We start from the raw sequence: 15,831 nt of genomic DNA, 5'->3' as shown, positions 1-15,831 counted from the left end.
CCGGGGGCGTATCACCATGCGGGATACCGGAGGGCACCACCGGGGCGCCGGTGAGCGGGGTTCCGGTCGCGCTGTGCAACACGTTCAACACCGTTTCGCCACCGTTTTGCGCGAATCATGGCCGCCACCGGTGACAGGTCGGTAACTCAGTGCCACATTGCTCAGTATGAACGCACACCGCGCGCACTCACCGCAGATCCATCCCGTCTTCTGCACGATCGTGCCTCCGCACCTCCTCGACCAGGTGTCCAGAAACAGCGACGACGTCCTCTCCCGGCCGGCTCGGCGCACTCTGGAGCGGGACGCGACCCAGCGCACCCGGCGCCAGATCACCACAGTGCGTTACGGCCTCCTCGCCTCCGCGCCCGCCGCGCCGGACGTCGACCCCGCCGACCGCAAGCCGCAGCGCACCATCTCCGACGCGGAGCACAAGGAGCAGCTCCCCGGCGAGACGGTCCGCGAGGAGGGCAGCGAGGCGGTCCAGGACGCCTCGGTCAACCGGGCCTACGCCGGGCTGGGTGCCACCTTCGAGCTCTTCCTGACCGCCTTCGACCGCTACTCGATCGACGGCGCCGGGCTGCCCCTGGACGCGACGGTGCACTATGGCGACGAGTACGCCAACGCCTTCTGGGACGGCGAGCGCATGGTGTTCGGCGACGGGGACGGGGAGATCTTCCGCGACTTCACCCTGCCGGTCGACGTCATCGGGCACGAGTTGACCCACGGAGTGACGCAGTACACCGCCAATCTGGAGTACCAGGGCCAGTCCGGGGCGCTCAACGAGTCGGTCTCCGACGTCTTCGGCTCCCTGATCAAGCAGCACAGCCTGGGCCAGGGTGCGCAGGAGGCAGACTGGCTGATCGGCTCCGGGCTGTTCACCGACCGGGTGGAGGGCGAGGCGCTGCGCTCCATGAAGGCCCCCGGCACGGCCTACGACGACGATGTGCTCGGCAAGGACCCGCAGCCGGCGACGATGGACGACTACGTCAACACCGGCGCCGACAACGGCGGCGTGCACATCAACTCGGGCATCCCCAACCACGCCTTCTACAAGCTCGCCGTCGACCTGGGCGGCAACGCCTGGGAGCGTGCGGGCCAGATCTGGTACGACACCCTCACCGGCGGCTCGCTGCAGCCGGACACCGACTTCGCGGCATTCGCCGCGGCGACCACCGAGGCCGCCAAGTCCCGCTACGGCGACGGCAGCGACGAGCACGAGGCGGTACGCAAGTGCTGGTCCGAGGTGGGTGTGACGGCAGGCTAGGAGCCCGCTGAAGCACTCGGCCGAATCCGGCCCGTCGGCACTTAACGTTCGGGCGGATCGCCGGGAAGATGGATGTATGCGTATCACTGTCATCCGCACGGGTGGCTTCGGCGGGCTCACCCGCCGGGCCACCCTCGAGACCGCGGGCCGGCCCGACGCCGGGGAACTTGCGCGCCTGGCCGACCAGGCGGTGCGCGAGGGCCTCGGCGAGGCGCCGATGGGCGTGCCCGACGGGTTCCACTACGAGGTGCGTACCGAGACCGGGGACTCGGTCGCCACCGCCCACTTCGCCGACCCCAAGCTCACCGAGGCACAGTCCGCGCTGGTGAGAAAGGTGCTCAAGGAAGGAGCATGACGCCCCTGCCCTGAGGGCGCCGGTCAGGGCGGGTAGTACCTCAGGTCAGGGCAGGTAGTACATGGGGTTGGGGAGCTTGACCCTGCGGTCGGCGTGCCCGCCCTTCAGGTCGCTGTACTGGTCGCCGAAGTTGGCCAGGATGTCGTAGCCCTGGTCCTCGATGTGCTCGCGTGTGCCCGACTTGTACTCGACGGTGGTGCAGTCGCTGCCGCAGTCGAGGTAGGGGGGCGGGTTCTCCTCGTTCTTGAGGAAGAAGTGCTCCTTGTCGACCGGGTTCTTGTAGCCGACCTTCTTGAGGTTCCGCACGCTCCAGTCGCGCTGGTACTCCTTGCGCCCGGTCACCAGGAACACCGTGATGCCCTTGCTGTCCGCCCAGTTGACCAGCTTGCGCATGCCGAAGACCGGGTCCATGTTCGTGGTGCGCAGGTACTCGTCCTGCGCCTGCGGCGTGAAGTGGTAGCCGATCTCGCGCTCGAAGTTGTAGGTGAGCAGCGTGGTGTCGTCCACGTCGAACACCACGGCGGGCTTCTTGTGCGGCTTGTGAGCAGACTTGTACTTGTGCAGATCGCTTTCGAGGTCCTTGCGGGCCTTCGCGGCGATGCGGCGCGTCTGCTTGGCGTAATTGCTGTGCGGGGAGGCGTAGTGCTCGCCGTCCTCGGTCTCGATGTCGCCGTAGTACGCCTCGATCTTGGTCTTCACCTGATCGAGGTTGGGGATCTCCTTGTCGGTCCTGGGCACCGAGTGCTCGGCCGTCGCCTGGCCGATCCCGAGGAACGCCGTGCTCGCCACGGCGGTGACGGCCACGAGGGGCAGAACTGTACGGAGGGAACGGGACATCGGGGCGGCTCCTCGCGGCGACTCGGCACGGGCAAGAGATCCCCGGGAACGTAGCAGCGCGCCCAACAGCGCATCTACGCGCGAAGATTCAATGATTCGCAAAATCCCCTGTCGCCCCGTAAGGGGCGCGGGGAACTGCGCGAGCAACCACACACCACCCGCAGTCGGATACACCGGACAGGGCACAAGATCTCGTCCGGACACGGAAGAGACACAGGCCGCACGCCCGGAAGCACTATGGTCGGTGACACGCACGCGCGCAGGCGCAGGCGCCAGAAGGCAAGTCAGTCACGGGGAAGGCACGGTGAGCACGGTGAGCACGCGCAGGCCCCCGGCGGCCGGTCAGCACCCAGGTGCCCCCGGCCGTATCGCACCGGCGAAGGGCTCCCCGCGGCAGCCGCCCCGTGCGGCGCTCTCCCGCCCGCTGTTCGACCCGTTGGCGGCGGTCCGCGCCGCAGGCGACCCGCGCTGGGACGTCTATCTGACCGGCACCGTCTTCCTCGACATCATCTTCACCGGGCTCGACTCGGCACCCGTACGCGGTACCGAGTCCTGGGCCCGCGGTATGGGCTCCTCGCCCGGCGGCATCGCCAACATGGCCACCGCGCTCGCCCGGCTCGGCCTGCGTACCTCGCTGGCCGCCGCGTTCGGCGACGACATGTACGGCGACTACTGCCGCGAGGAACTGGAGGCGGGCGAAGGCATCGACCTCTCCCTCTCGCACACCGTCCCCGGCTGGCACTCGCCCGTGACCGTCTCGATGGCGTACGAGGGCGAGCGCACGATGATCTCGCACGGGCACGAGGCGCCACCCAAGAACGCCGCCACCGCCTACGACCCGGACGCGCCCGAGTGCCCGCCCCCGGCCACCGCCTGTGTCTCCTCGCTGGTGCCCGGCCGCGCCCAGGAGTGGATCGCGACGGCCGCCCGGCGCGGCAGCCGGATCTTCGCCGACGTCGGCTGGGACGAGACCGGCCGCTGGGATCTGGCAGCCCTGGCGGAGCTGCCCCACTGCGAGGCGTTCCTGCCCAACGCCGTCGAGGCCATGCGCTACACCCGCGCCGAGACCCCGCAGGCGGCCGCGCACGCCCTGGCCGAGCGGGTGCCGGTGGCCGTCGTCACCATGGGGGCCGACGGCGCCTACGCCGTGGACGCGGGCAGCGGAGAGACGGCCACCGTGCCGGGCATCGCCGTTGAGGCGCTGGACACCACGGGCGCCGGTGATGTGTTCGTGGCGGGCTTCGTCACCGGCAGCCTCGCCGGCTGGCCGTTGGCCGACCGGCTCGCCTTCGCGGGGCTGACCGCCGCGCTGTCCGTGCAGGAGTTCGGCGGTTCTCTCTCGGCGCCCGGCTGGCCCGAGATCGCGGCCTGGTGGCACCGGGTGGGCTCCCAGGAGCCCGGCTGCCGCCACTACGGCTTTCTGAGCCGCATCCTCACGGATTGCTCCGCCTCGAGGCCGCCCCGCCGCGCGGTGCCCACGCTGGGCTTCCGTGAGCGGGAGGGCTGACGGCGTCCGCCGGGTGTGACAGCGGGCAGCGCCCTCACCAGCCCGTACGAAAACCAGGCCGGGCCGGCCCGGAGCGCGTCGTACCCTGGAGCCGTAGTGGAAGTACGGCGCAGCGAGGGAGATGAGCAGGCCCCAGAGGCCGCCCATGACGCAGACAACCCCATCCCAGGCCGGATCCGGGCAGGAGACAGCCCGCTTCACCGTGCCACCCAGCCACCCCATGGTGACGGTGCTGGGCTCCGGAGACTCTCTGCTGCGCGTGATCGAGGACGCGTTCCCCGGTACGGACATCCATGTCCGGGGCAACGAGATCAGCGCCACCGGTAACGCCGCGGAGGTCGCCCTTGTCCAGCGCCTTTTCGACGAGATGATGCTGGTGCTGCGCGCCGGCCAGCCGATGACGGAGGACGCGGTGGAGCGCTCGATCTCCATGCTGCGCGCTCAGGAGAACGGCACGGGCGCCGTCGACGAGACGCCGGCCGAGGTGCTCACCCAGAACATCCTCTCCAACCGGGGCCGCACGATCCGTCCCAAGACGCTCAACCAGAAGCGCTATGTGGACGCCATCGACAAGCACACGGTGGTCTTCGGGATCGGCCCGGCCGGCACCGGCAAGACGTATCTCGCGATGGCCAAGGCGGTGCAGGCCCTCCAGGCCAAGCAGGTCACGCGCATCATCCTGACCCGGCCCGCGGTCGAGGCGGGCGAGCGGCTCGGCTATCTGCCGGGCACGCTCTACGAGAAGATCGACCCATATCTGCGGCCGCTGTACGACGCGCTGCACGACATGCTCGACCCCGACTCGATCCCCCGCCTGATGGCGGCCGGCACGATCGAGGTGGCACCACTGGCCTATATGCGGGGTCGCACCTTGAACGATGCGTTCATCATTCTGGACGAGGCGCAGAACACCAACCCCGAGCAGATGAAGATGTTCCTCACCCGGCTCGGCTTCGACTCCAAGATCGTGATCACGGGCGATGTGACGCAGATCGACCTGCCGGGCGGGACCAAGAGCGGGCTGCGCCAGGTGAGGGAGATCCTGGAGGGCGTGGAGGACGTCCACTTCTCGCAGCTGACCAGCACGGACGTGGTCCGGCACAAGCTGGTGGGCCGTATTGTCGACGCGTACGACCGCTACGACAACGCCCAGCAGCAGGCTGGCCCCGCCGAGGGCGACGGCGCGAGCGGCAGTGCGACCGCAGGCCGTGGCCACCGCAAGAGGAAGTGACCGGCAGACACCATGTCGATCGACGTCAACAACGAGTCCGGCCGCAGGGTCGACGAGGAGGCGGTGCTCGACATCGCCCGCTACGCTCTGGCCCGGATGCGTATCCATCCGCTGTCCGAGCTGTCGGTGATCGCGGTCGACGCGGACACCATGGAGCAGCTGCACCGGCAGTGGATGGAGCTGCCGGGGCCCACGGATGTGATGTCCTTCCCGATGGACGAGCTGCGCCCGCCGTCCCGGGACGAGGAGGAGCCCCCGCAGGGCCTCCTCGGTGACATCGTGCTGTGCCCCGAGGTGGCCGAGAAGCAGGGCGCCGACGCGCCGACGAAGCACTCCATGGACGAGGAGCTGCAACTGCTCACCGTGCACGGGGTGCTGCACCTGCTCGGGTACGACCACGAGGAGCCCGGCGAGCGGGCCGAGATGTTCGGCCTGCAGTCCGCGATCGTGGACGGCTGGCGCGCCGAGCGCGGCCTGTCCGGGCCCTCCCCCACACCCACCACGACGTCGTGAGTGCTCCGCTCGCCGCCGCCGTCTTCCTGCTGGTGATCGTGGCGTGGCTGGCCGCCTGCGCCGAGGCGGGACTGGCGCGCACCACCAGCTACCGGGCTGAGGAGGCGGTACGCCAGGGCCGGCGCGGCGGCGCCAAGCTGGCCGCGGTCGCCGCGGAGCCCACCCGCTACCTCAACCTGGCACTGCTGCTGCGGGTGGCCTGCGAGGTGGCGGCCGGCGCGCTGGTGACCTACGCCTGTCTGCGGGCCATCGACGGCACCTGGGAGGCGCTGGCCGTCGCCATAGGGGTGATGGTCTTCGTCTCCTATGTCGCCATCGGGGTCTCGCCGCGCACCATCGGCCGCCAGCATCCGCTGAACACCGCGACGGCCGCCTCGTACGTCCTGCTGCCGCTGGCCCGCATCCTGGGCCCGGTGCCGCAGTTGCTGATCCTGCTCGGCAACGCGCTCACGCCGGGGAAGGGGTTCCGCAAGGGACCGTTCGCCAGTGAGGCGGAGCTGCGCGCCATGGTGGATCTCGCCGAGCGGGAGTCGCTGATCGAGGCGGAGGAGCGGAAGATGGTGCACTCCGTCTTCCAGCTCGGCGACCGGCTGGTGCGCGAGGTGATGGTGCCGCGTACGGACCTGATCACCATCGAGCGGTTCAAGACGATCCGGCAGGCGCTGACGCTGGCGCTGCGCTCGGGTTTCTCGCGTATCCCGGTGGTCGGGGAGAGCGAGGACGACGTGGTGGGCATCGTCTACCTCAAGGACCTGGCGCGGAAGGTGCACATCAGCCGGGACGCGGAGAGCGAGCTGGTCTCCACGGCGATGCGGCCCGCCACCTTCGTCCCCGACACCAAGAACGCGGGCGATCTGCTGCGGGAGATGCAGAAGGACCGCATCCACGTCTCCGTGGTGATCGACGAGTACGGCGGCACGGCCGGGATCGTCACCATCGAGGACATCCTGGAGGAGATCGTCGGGGAGATCGCCGACGAGTACGACCGAGAGCTGCCGCCTGTCGAGGAGCTGGGCGAGGGCCGCTACCGGGTCACCGCGCGGCTGGACATCGGCGACCTGGGCGAGCTGTTCGGGCTGACGGGGCTGGACGACGAGGACGTGGAGACGGTCGGCGGACTGCTGGCCAAGTCGCTGGGCCGGGTGCCGATCGCGGGTGCGACCACCACGGTCGATGTGTCCCAGGACCACTCCGACCCCACCCTGACGGGGCTGCGGCTGACGGCCGAGTCCCCGGCGGGCCGCCGGAACAAGATCGTGACGGTGCTCGTGGAGCCGGTCCGCGAGCCCGTGCTCGCGGACGGCGGGGAGGGCGCGGCGGGCTCTGCCCCCGGCGAGGGCTGAGGCCCCGGCGGTCGATGTCCGGGCGGTTGCCGTCCGGGCGGTCGGTGTCAGAGGCGGCACCTACGCTTTTCGACCATGACGCCGGACGAGCTGAAAGCCTGCTGCCTGGAACAGAACGCCGCATGGGAGGACTTCCCGTTCCCCGGGAATCCGGAGCTTTCCACATTCAAGGTGGGGGCGAAGATCTTTGCCATCAGCGCCCTGGACCAGGCCCCGCTCCGGGTCAGCCTCAAATGCGATCCGGAGATCGCCCTCCAGCTGCGTGAGACCTACCCGGCGGTGCGTCCCGGCTGGCACCTCAACAAGCGCCACTGGAACACGGTGACCCTCGACGGAAGCATCCCCGACCGCGCCGTACGGGAGATGATCGAGGACTCCTACGACCTGGTGGTCGCCGGGCTGCCCCGGTGGGAACGGCTGCGGCTGGGGCAGGCGTGAGGGGGCGGATGAGCGGTGCCGTCCGCCACCTGTTCGGGGGCCGTCGGCTCGCGGGCCGGCGCTGCGGCTGATGGGTTGGGGGCAGAGGCCGTCCGAAAGGCGATCCGATGCGCGCTGCACGCTGCTCCCCCCTCGTCGGCGCCCTGGCCGCCGCCACCCTGCTGGCCCTGGCGGGCTGCGGCGACGGCGACGGCGGGAGCTCCGGCGAGACACCGTCGCCGTCACCCCCGCCGTCGAAGTCCGACGCCAGCCCGACAGGTTCGCCCTCGCAGGCGGACGGGCCGCTGAGCGAACAGCAGACCCGCGCCGCACTGCTGGCCGAGGGGAACCTGCCCGCCGGATGGCACCACGCGGACCTGGACGACACCACCGCGGCGGGCGACGCACCCGACGATCTGAGCACCAAGGACCGCAACTGCAAGCAGCTGTTCGACACGCTCGGCGGCGACCTGGACCGCCACGAGGCACGGACCGACGCCTCCCGCGACTACCGGAAGAGCGCGAACGGCCCGTACCTGGCCACCGAGGTCGCCTCCTACGACGAGGAGGGCGGCGACGGCTCGAAGCGGGCCCTGAGCACCTTCAAGAGCGTGCGCGCCAGCTGTGAGAAGTTCACCGCGAAGAACAACGCGGTCACCGTCGACTTCACCGTCTCCCGGCTGCGGGTCGATCCCGGTACCGACAGCGCCTGCGCCCGGCTGCGCGGAACCGCCCAGGGCGGCCCGGCCGACGGAGAACAGCTCACTCTCGACCTGGTGCTGGCGCGGGTGGAACAGTCCACGACCGGCCTTGCGCTGCTGTCCGTCGGGGACGGCGACAAGTCCCTGACCACACGGGCGGCAAGAACCGCCACCACACGCCTCAAAGCCGTCGCACAAGGCCGCACCCCTTCCCCGACGGTGCCCCCGCCGGAGGGCGACTGAGCGGCTGGGGGCGGGGTGCCTCTTGCCCCTTAGCTGCTGCCCCGCGAAGCTCGCCGGCGCCGGGCCAGGGTGAGGGTCACCAGGAGGGCGGTGGCCAGGAGGACGAGCGTGTCGGCGGCGAGGCCCAGTTTGATGCCGCCCAGGGTGGCGGCGTCAGCGGGGGTGCCGCTGCTGCGCAGGGCGCCCGCCCAGCCGACGGACAGGGCGCTCAGCAGCGGGATGCCCAGGGCCAGGCCGAGCTGCATCGCGCTGGTGACCAGGGAGGTGGCGCGGCCCTGGTCGGCGTCGTCGAGGCCCGAGGTCGCGGTGACGCCGTAGGTGACGACGGCCACCAGGTGCAGGCCGCTCGCCAGCGAGACGGCGACCACGACCAGCCACAGCCCGCTCCCGGTGCCCAGGCCCAGCAGCGCCGCCGTCAGCGCGCCCTGGCCGAAGAGGCCCAGCGCGAGGGTGCGCGGGGCACCGATTCGGCGCGCTATCCGGGGTGCGAGGGCGCCGCCCGCGACGGAGGCGAGGCCCTGTACGCCGAAGACGAGCCCGGAGACGAGCGCGGAGACGCCCAGCAGATCCTGGAGGTAGAGCGTCATCAGGAAGACGACTGCGGTCATCATCGAGACGGTGACGAGCCCGGCGAGGTTGCCGAAGGCGACCGAGGGGCGGCGCAGCATCCACAGCGGCAGCAGCGGCTCGGCACTGCGGGACTCCACCCGCACGAACAGGACGAGCAGCAGCAGGCCCGAGACGATCGCGACCAGCACATCGGGCCGCGAGAAGCCCTCCTCGGCCGCGGTGGACAGCCCGTAGACGATGCCGAAGAGCCCACCGGTCACGGTCAGTGCCCCGGGCACGTCCAGCCGGGTGCGCTCACCGCGGCTCTCGGTCAGCAGCCGTGGTGCGGCCAGCAGCACCAGTACGCCGCCCACCCCGAGCAGGCCCATGGTGGAGCGCCAGCCGAGGGTGTCGGTGAGGACGCCGCCGACGACCATGCCGACGGTGAAGCCCAGCGCCATCAGGGAGCCGTTGATGCTCAGCGCCTTGGTGCGCTTGGGGCCCTCGGCGAACGAGGTGGTGATCAGCGCCATGCCGGTGGGCACCAGCGCGGCCGCGCCGAGCCCCTGCAGGGCGCGCCCGGCCAGGAAGAGCGGCGCGGTCGGCGCGAGTGCGGCCAGTACCGAGGCGCCGGTGAAGAGGGCCAGCCCGGTCAGGAACGTACGGCGACGGCCCAGTTGGTCGCCGAGGCGGCCGAAGAGCAGCAGGAAGCTGCCGGTGGGCAGGGCGAACGCGGTCACGGCCCACTGGAGTCCGGCCTCGCCCAGTCCCAGGTCGGGGCCGAGGACGGGCAGCGCGACATTCAGTACCGAGAAGTCGAGCGCGACGAGGAACTGCGAGGCGCACAGCACCACCAGCAGCAGGATCTCGCGCGGGGTGAAGCGGTGGGACACGGGCGCGGGTTCGGAACGGACGGAGGAGGTGTCGGTGACGGTTTCGGTGACCGGCGCGGGCGCGGTCGTCTCCGGTACGGAAGCGGTCGTTGGCATGATCACAGCCTGCTGGCGCGGAACACCCCGTGGGGAGCTGCTGTTTATGGTGGTGCCCGCACCACCAGTCAGGAGGGGGATCAGGTGGCCAGTGCCACGAGGAGTCGAGCGGAGCGGAACCGGCGCGGTGAGGAACTGCGCACGTTCCTGCGCTCCCGCAGAGCCCGGGTCTCCCCGGCGGAGGCCGGACTGCCCGAGGGCGGTCCCCGGCGCAGGACGCCCGGGCTGCGCCGGGAGGAGGTGGCCGTACTCGCCGGGGTGGGTGCCTCCTGGTACCAGTGGCTGGAACAGGGCCGGGACATCACCGTCTCGCCGCAGGTGCTCGACGCGGTGGCGCGGGTGCTGCGGATGAACCCCGCCGAGCGCCGCCACCTGTACGTCCTGGCGGGGCTGAACCCGCCGCTGCCCGAGTCCGAACACGACCGCGACCACCTGTGCGCCGGGATGCAGCGGCTGATGGACGGCTGGATGCCGTACCCGGCGCACATCATGGACCCGTACTACAGCGCCGTCGGGCTGAACGAGTCGGCACGGCTGGCGTTCAATCTGGAAGTGCAGAACAACTGCATCATCAACTTCTTCTGCGACGAGCGCTACCGCGCCCGCGCCGTCAGCTGGGAGGAGAACGCGCCGGTCGTCGTCGCCGAGCTGCGTGCCTCGCTGGCCGAGTGGCCCGAGGACGAGGGGTTCCAGCTGCTGCTGGAGGAGCTGCTGGAGAACAGCACCGAGTTCCGCGCGCTGTGGGAGCTGGGGGATGTGTGCCGCCCCGGTCAGCGGCTCAAGGAGCTGGACCATCCGGTGGTGGGCGCGCTGTACTTCGAGTCGACCACGCTCCAGGTGCCGGCCCGGCCCGACCTCAGGCTCATCCTGCACAACCCGGTGCCCGGCACCGGCACGGCGGAGAAGCTCCAGCGGCTGGCGGAGCCGGGTGTACGGCGTGCGGCGATGCGCCAGGTCGCGGGCTGAGCCACCCGGCAGCGCTGTCGGTGGCACCGCATATGCTCGCCGTCATGAGTGACCAGAGCACCGCCGGGCTGGACCCGGAAGACCGCAAGATCGTCACCCTGGCGCGCAGTGCCCGCGCGCGCAACGCCGTCCCGGAGGGCGCCGCCGTACGGGACGAGACGGGGCGCACCTATGTCGCCGGGTCGGTCGCGCTGCCCTCGCTCCGGCTGTCCGCGCTGCGCACGGCCGTGGCGATGGCGGTGGCCTCGGGCGCCACGTCCCTGGAGGCGGCGGCGGTGGTCTCCGACGCCGAGCAGGTCCCGGCCGAGGATCTGGCGACCGTACGGGACCTGGGCGGCCCGGCCACCCCCGTACTCCTGGCGGGGCCGGACGGGGAGGTGCACACCACGGTGACGGCGGGCTGAGGCCTCACCCCGCACACCCCGCGCCGCCGTCAGGGACAATGGTCGTCATGAACGCATCTTCCGCCCCCGCCAGCAAGACAGAAGGCGGCCTCCCTCACGAGGACCGACCGCACCGGTCGGGCTTCGCCTGCTTCGTCGGCCGCCCCAACGCGGGCAAGTCGACGCTGACCAACGCGCTGGTGGGCACGAAGGTCGCGATCACCTCCACCCGGCCGCAGACCACCCGGCACACGGTGCGCGGCATCGTGCACCGCCCCGAGGCGCAGCTCGTCCTCGTGGACACCCCCGGTCTGCACAAGCCCCGCACGCTGCTCGGCGAGCGCCTCAACGACGTGGTGCGCACCACATGGGCCGAGGTCGACGTCATCGGCTTCTGCGTGCCGGCCGACCAGAAGATCGGCCCGGGTGACCGCTTCATCGCGAGTGAGCTTGCCGAGCTGAAGAAGCGCACGCCCAAGGTCGCCGTGGTCACCAAGACCGACCTGGTCACCAGGGAGGCGCTCGCTGAGCAGCTGCTCGCCGTTGACCAGCTCGGGCGGGAGCTGGGCATCGAGTGGGCTCAGATCGTCCCGGTCTCCGCCACCGAGGGCTCGCAGGTGGACCTGCTGGCCGAGCTGCTGGTGCCGCTGCTACCCGAGGGGCCGCCGCTGTACCCGGACGGCGATCTTACGGACGAGCCCGAGCAGGTCATGGTCGCCGAGCTGATCCGCGAGGCGGCGCTGGAGGGTGTACGGGACGAGCTGCCGCACTCGATCGCGGTGGTGGTCGAGGAGATGGTGCCCCGCGAGGACCGCCCGGCGGACCGTCCGCTGCTGGATGTGCACGCCAACATTTTCATCGAGCGGCCCAGCCAGAAGGGCATCGTCATCGGCCCCAAGGGCAAGCGCCTCAAGGAGGTCGGCAGCACCTCGCGGCGGCATATCGAGGCGCTGCTGGGGACGCCCGTCTTCCTCGATCTGCATGTCAAGGTCGCCAAGGACTGGCAGCGCGACCCCAAGCAGCTGCGCCGGCTCGGCTTCTGAGCCCTTAAGAGTGCTGCCCCGCGCAGGGGGTGTCAGGCCCGCTTGGGCACCGGGATGCGCATCAGGTCCCGCGCCGCCGTCAGTTCGCCCTCGAACCCGGCGGCCCGGGCCTCGGCGGCGAACAGCGCGGTGTCCTGGTAGCGCTGCGAGAAGTGGGTCAGCACCAGGTGCCGTACGCCGCACTCGGCGGCGACCCGACCGGCCTGAAACGCCGTCAGGTGACCGGAGACCTCGGCCAGTTCCGTGTCGGCCTGCAGGAACGTCGACTCGATGACGAGCATGTCGCAGCCGTCGGCCAGCTCGTGGACCCCCTCGCACAGCCGGGTGTCCATGACGAAGGCGAAGCGCTGTCCCCGCCGTGGCTCGCTGACCTCCTCCAGCCGTACGCCGCGCAGCTCGCCCTCGCGCTGGAGACGGCCGACGTCCGGGCCGCTGATACCGTGCGCCGCCAGCCGCTCGGGCAGCATCCGGCGTGCGTCCGGCTCCGTCAGCCGGTACCCGAAGGTGTCGATCCGGTGCGAGAGCCGCCGCGCCTCCAGGGTGAAGGGCACCTGCGGCTCATCGGCGCCGCCGGCGAGTATCCCGGGCTCGCTGATGGGCGCCTCGCGCAGCCGCACCGTGTCGTGGAACGGCGTGGCATGGCGCAGCCGCTCGAAGTAGGAGCGCCCGCTCGCCGGAAAGTACGCCGTCACCTCGTGCGGCACTCCGTCGAGGCTCATGTGCTGGATGACCCCGGGCAGTCCGAGCGTGTGGTCGCCGTGGAAGTGCGTCAGACAGATACGGGTCAGATCGTGGGCGGCGACGGAGGTGTGCAGCATCTGCCGCTGGGTGCCCTCACCCGGGTCGAAGAGGATGCCCTCGCCGTCCCACAGCAGCACATACCCGTTGTGGTTGCGCTGCCGGGTGGGCACCTGACTCGCGGTGCCCAGTACGACCAGCTCGCGGACCGACACCCGGGCTCACCGCCCCGTCTCGACGGACCTCACCCGGGCGGCCATTCGAGGCCACGGCCCCCGAGCACGTGCGCATGCGCGTGGAAGACCGTCTGGCCCGCGCCCGAACCGGTGTTGAAGACCACCCGGTACCCGGTGCCGGGGCCGCCGTCCGCCACCGCGATCTTCTCCATCGCCGCGACCTCACCGGCCTCCCGCACCACATCGGCCATCAGCTGGGGCGCGGCGGTCGCGAGGGAGGCCGCGTCCGGGTAGTGCGCCTTGGGAATCACCAGCACATGGGTGGGCGCCTGCGGGTTGATGTCCCGGAACGCGACGGTCGTGTCGGTCTCCCGCACCAGCGTCGCGGGCACCTCACGCGCGACGATCTTGCAGAACAGGCAGTCCGGCTGCGGTTCTCCGTTGGAAGCCATGCCGGGATGTTACCCGAGCACCCGTCAGCGCCCCGGCGTGCGGCTCGGGGCCCGCCGCGCCCCGCCCTCGTCCCCAGGACCGGTTCCGGGTCCGGGTCCCGGGCCCAGGACCGGGTCCGGGCCCAGGACCGGGTCCGGGCCCAGGACCGGGTCCGGGCCCAGGACCGGGTCCGGGCCCAGGACCGGGTCCGGGCCCAGGACCGGGTCCTGGGCCCAGGTCCGGCCCGCGCCCGGTCGCTCAGCTCCAGCGGCCGCAGCGGGCGAGCACAACGGCGGCGGCAGCCGTACCGGCCGTCGAGGTCCGCAGCACGCTCGGCCCCAGCCGGAACGGCGCGGCACCCGCCTCGGCGAACAGCTCCAGTTCCTCCGGGGCTACCCCGCCCTCGGGGCCCACCACCAGCACGATCTCCCCCGCCACCGGCAGCTCGGCGGTGGCCAGCGGGGTGCTGCCCTCCTCGTGCAGCACCCCGGCGAAGTCCGCGGACTCCAGCAGCTCGGCGACCCGGCGCGACGAGGCGAGCTCGGTCACCTCGGGAAAGCGGAGCCGACGCGCCTGCTTCCCGGCCTCCCGTGCCGTGTTCCGCCACTTGGCGAGCGCCTTGGCCGCCCGCTCGCCCTTCCACCGGGTCACCGCGCGCGACGCGGCCCACGGAACGACGGCGTCCACGCCCGTCTCCGTCATCGTCTCCACCGCCAACTCGCCCCGGTCGCCCTTGGGCAGCGCCTGGACGACGGTGAGGCTGGGGCGGGGTTCCGGCTCGTGGCGGACCTCGCGGACGTCGACCGTCAGCCGGTCCTTGCCCTCGGCGGCTGTCACGCTCCCGTACGCGCCCGTTCCCGCGCCGTCCGTCAGCACGACCTCCTCGCCCGGCCGCAGTCTGCGTACCGAGACGGCGTGCCGCCCCTCCGGCCCGTCCAGCACCACCGGGCCCGGACGCAGAAGACCGGAGTCGGCGAGAAAGACCGGCGCGCTCACGAAGCCGCCTCCGAGAGTGCGGCACGCGCCTCGGCGAGCTCCGCCACCAGCACCTCCACCAGTTCCCCGGCGGGCAACTCCCGTGCCAGCCGGTGCCCCTGACCCGCCCACAGCGCCATCGCCTGCGGGTCCCCCGCCTTCGCCGCCGCCCTGCGCAGGTCCGCCGTCAGATAGTGGAGCTGCGGATAGGCGGCGGGCGCGTACGGGCCGTGCTCCCTGATGAAACGGTTGACCAGCCCTCGCGCCGGGCGTCCGGAGAACGCCCGGGTCAGCTCGGTGCGGGTGAAGAGCGGATCGGTCAGCGCCCGCTTGTGCAGCGGATGTGCTCCGGACTCCTCGGTGGCCAGAAAGGCGGTGCCCAACTGCGCAGCCACCGCACCGGCGGCCAGGACGGCGGCGATCTGCTCTCCGCGCATCAGCCCGCCCGCGGCGACCAGTGGGAGCCGCACCGCCTCCCTGACCTGTGTGAGGAGTGACAGCAGCCCGATACCGCCGCTCCCCCGGTCACCCTGCGCGTCGTCGCGGTGGGTGCCCTGGTGTCCGCCCGCCTCTATGCCCTGCAGGCACACGGCGTGCGCACCGGCCGCCTGCACGGCCCGCGCCTCGGCGACCGACGTCGCGGTCACCATGGTGCGGGTGCCCAGCTCCGCGAACCGCTCCAGCGCCCGGGGGGCGGGGCAGCCGAAGTGGAAGGAGACGACGGGTACCGGGTCGTCGAAGAGGATCGCCAGCTTCGCCTCGTACGCGTCGTCCGTCATGCAGTCGGTGTCGCCCAGCTCCGTCTCGTACCAGGCGGCCTCACCGGCGAGCTGTTCGCGGTAGACGTCGACCGCGGACGGGTCGGTGGTAGGGGGCTGCGGCATGAAGAGGTTGACGCCGAACGGACGCCCCGTCAGCTGCCGGAGCTGCCGGATCTCCTCGTACATGGCCTCCGGCGTCTTGTAGCCGGCGGCCAGGAAACCCAGACCCCCCGCCTCGCTCACCGCGGCGACCAGCTCGGGACGGGAGACCCCGCCTGCCATCGGCGCCTGGATGACGGGATGCGCAGTCAGCTCGGAGATCGAGGGCGACGAGTTGGCCATGGCCACATCCTGTCACGCCCCCACCACGACCCGACCGCACCCATCCAGGGCGACCCCCGGACCCCC

17 protein-coding genes are annotated in these 15,831 nt (G+C 71.4%); 11 read left to right on the top strand and 6 right to left on the bottom strand.

Annotated elements, in window-relative coordinates:
• The first annotated feature begins 166 nt into the window (after positions 1 to 166).
• Together HC362_RS22610 and HC362_RS22605 are read left to right on the top strand one after the other, a co-directional pair.
• Positions 167 to 1,264: a M4 family metallopeptidase gene (locus HC362_RS22610; RefSeq protein ID WP_243085816.1), complete on the top strand. Its 1,098-nt coding sequence runs from the start codon at positions 167 to 169 to the stop codon at positions 1,262 to 1,264.
• A gap of 76 nt (positions 1,265 to 1,340) precedes the next feature.
• Positions 1,341 to 1,619 carry a protealysin inhibitor emfourin gene (locus HC362_RS22605; protein ID WP_243085815.1) on the top strand — a complete coding sequence of 93 codons (279 nt, stop codon included), beginning with the start codon at positions 1,341 to 1,343 and terminating at the stop codon, positions 1,617 to 1,619.
• A 45-nt stretch (positions 1,620 to 1,664) separates the two neighbouring features.
• Here the strand turns inward: HC362_RS22605 and HC362_RS22600 are convergent, their stop codons facing one another.
• Positions 1,665 to 2,456: an HAD family acid phosphatase gene (locus tag HC362_RS22600; RefSeq protein WP_243085814.1), complete on the bottom strand. Its 792-nt coding sequence runs from the start codon at positions 2,454 to 2,456 to the stop codon at positions 1,665 to 1,667.
• Between the two features lie 424 nt (positions 2,457 to 2,880).
• On the opposite strand from HC362_RS22600, the gene HC362_RS22595 reads away from it, so the two are divergent.
• From HC362_RS22595 to HC362_RS22570, 6 genes are all read left to right on the top strand, one after another.
• Positions 2,881 to 3,963, top strand: a complete 1,083-nt coding sequence (locus HC362_RS22595) for a PfkB family carbohydrate kinase (protein WP_229375130.1) — start codon at positions 2,881 to 2,883, stop codon at positions 3,961 to 3,963.
• 145 nt (positions 3,964 to 4,108) lie between these two features.
• On the top strand, positions 4,109 to 5,194 hold the full coding sequence (locus HC362_RS22590; protein WP_243085813.1) for a PhoH family protein: 1,086 nt from the start codon (positions 4,109 to 4,111) through the stop codon (positions 5,192 to 5,194).
• A 12-nt stretch (positions 5,195 to 5,206) separates the two neighbouring features.
• Positions 5,207 to 5,707 carry an rRNA maturation RNase YbeY gene (gene ybeY / locus HC362_RS22585; protein ID WP_243085812.1) on the top strand — a complete coding sequence of 167 codons (501 nt, stop codon included), beginning with the start codon at positions 5,207 to 5,209 and terminating at the stop codon, positions 5,705 to 5,707.
• Positions 5,704 to 7,050 carry a hemolysin family protein gene (locus tag HC362_RS22580; RefSeq protein ID WP_243085811.1) on the top strand — a complete coding sequence of 449 codons (1,347 nt, stop codon included), beginning with the start codon at positions 5,704 to 5,706 and terminating at the stop codon, positions 7,048 to 7,050. Before ybeY ends, HC362_RS22580 begins: the two co-directional genes overlap by 4 nt.
• A 75-nt stretch (positions 7,051 to 7,125) precedes the next feature.
• Positions 7,126 to 7,488: an MmcQ/YjbR family DNA-binding protein gene (locus tag HC362_RS22575; RefSeq protein ID WP_243085810.1), complete on the top strand. Its 363-nt coding sequence runs from the start codon at positions 7,126 to 7,128 to the stop codon at positions 7,486 to 7,488.
• A gap of 107 nt (positions 7,489 to 7,595) precedes the next feature.
• Positions 7,596 to 8,411, top strand: a complete 816-nt coding sequence (locus HC362_RS22570; RefSeq protein WP_243085809.1) for a hypothetical protein — start codon at positions 7,596 to 7,598, stop codon at positions 8,409 to 8,411.
• Positions 8,412 to 8,440: 29 nt separating this feature from the next.
• Here the strand turns inward: HC362_RS22570 and HC362_RS22565 are convergent, their stop codons facing one another.
• Positions 8,441 to 9,949 carry an MFS transporter gene (locus HC362_RS22565; protein WP_243085808.1) on the bottom strand — a complete coding sequence of 503 codons (1,509 nt, stop codon included), beginning with the start codon at positions 9,947 to 9,949 and terminating at the stop codon, positions 8,441 to 8,443.
• Positions 9,950 to 10,033: 84 nt separating this feature from the next.
• On the opposite strand from HC362_RS22565, the gene HC362_RS22560 reads away from it, so the two are divergent.
• The 3 genes from HC362_RS22560 to era are packed head-to-tail and all read left to right on the top strand — an operon-like array spanning position 10,034 to position 12,341.
• Complete coding sequence (locus HC362_RS22560) at positions 10,034 to 10,915, top strand: helix-turn-helix transcriptional regulator (protein ID WP_243085807.1); 882 nt, start codon at positions 10,034 to 10,036, stop codon at positions 10,913 to 10,915.
• Positions 10,916 to 10,959: 44 nt separating this feature from the next.
• On the top strand, positions 10,960 to 11,319 hold the full coding sequence (locus tag HC362_RS22555) for a cytidine deaminase (RefSeq protein WP_243085806.1): 360 nt from the start codon (positions 10,960 to 10,962) through the stop codon (positions 11,317 to 11,319).
• A gap of 47 nt (positions 11,320 to 11,366) precedes the next feature.
• The gene (era, locus tag HC362_RS22550) at positions 11,367 to 12,341 is read left to right on the top strand and encodes a GTPase Era (protein ID WP_243085805.1); all 975 of its coding nucleotides are present in this window, start codon (positions 11,367 to 11,369) and stop codon (positions 12,339 to 12,341) included.
• Between the two features lie 32 nt (positions 12,342 to 12,373).
• Here era and HC362_RS22545 read toward each other — a convergent pair whose 3' ends face one another.
• The 4 genes from HC362_RS22545 to HC362_RS22530 all read right to left on the bottom strand — a co-directional run bounded on the left by HC362_RS22545 (position 12,374) and on the right by HC362_RS22530 (position 15,765).
• Entirely contained in the window at positions 12,374 to 13,294 is a 921-nt protein-coding gene (locus HC362_RS22545) for a ribonuclease Z (protein WP_243085804.1), read from the bottom strand.
• A gap of 29 nt (positions 13,295 to 13,323) precedes the next feature.
• Positions 13,324 to 13,707: a histidine triad nucleotide-binding protein gene (locus HC362_RS22540; protein ID WP_243085803.1), complete on the bottom strand. Its 384-nt coding sequence runs from the start codon at positions 13,705 to 13,707 to the stop codon at positions 13,324 to 13,326.
• Between the two features lie 238 nt (positions 13,708 to 13,945).
• Positions 13,946 to 14,683: a 16S rRNA (uracil(1498)-N(3))-methyltransferase gene (locus tag HC362_RS22535; RefSeq protein WP_243085802.1), complete on the bottom strand. Its 738-nt coding sequence runs from the start codon at positions 14,681 to 14,683 to the stop codon at positions 13,946 to 13,948.
• Positions 14,680 to 15,765: a nitronate monooxygenase gene (locus HC362_RS22530; protein ID WP_243085801.1), complete on the bottom strand. Its 1,086-nt coding sequence runs from the start codon at positions 15,763 to 15,765 to the stop codon at positions 14,680 to 14,682. Before HC362_RS22530 ends, HC362_RS22535 begins: the two co-directional genes overlap by 4 nt.
• Between the last annotated feature and the right edge of the window lie 66 nt (positions 15,766 to 15,831).

Origin of the sequence: Streptomyces sp. 891-h (assembly GCF_022760275.1) — a bacterium.
Classification (GTDB): Bacteria; Actinomycetota; Actinomycetes; order Streptomycetales; family Streptomycetaceae; genus Streptomyces; species Streptomyces spirodelae.
This window is presented reverse-complemented; position numbering and strand designations above follow the sequence as displayed.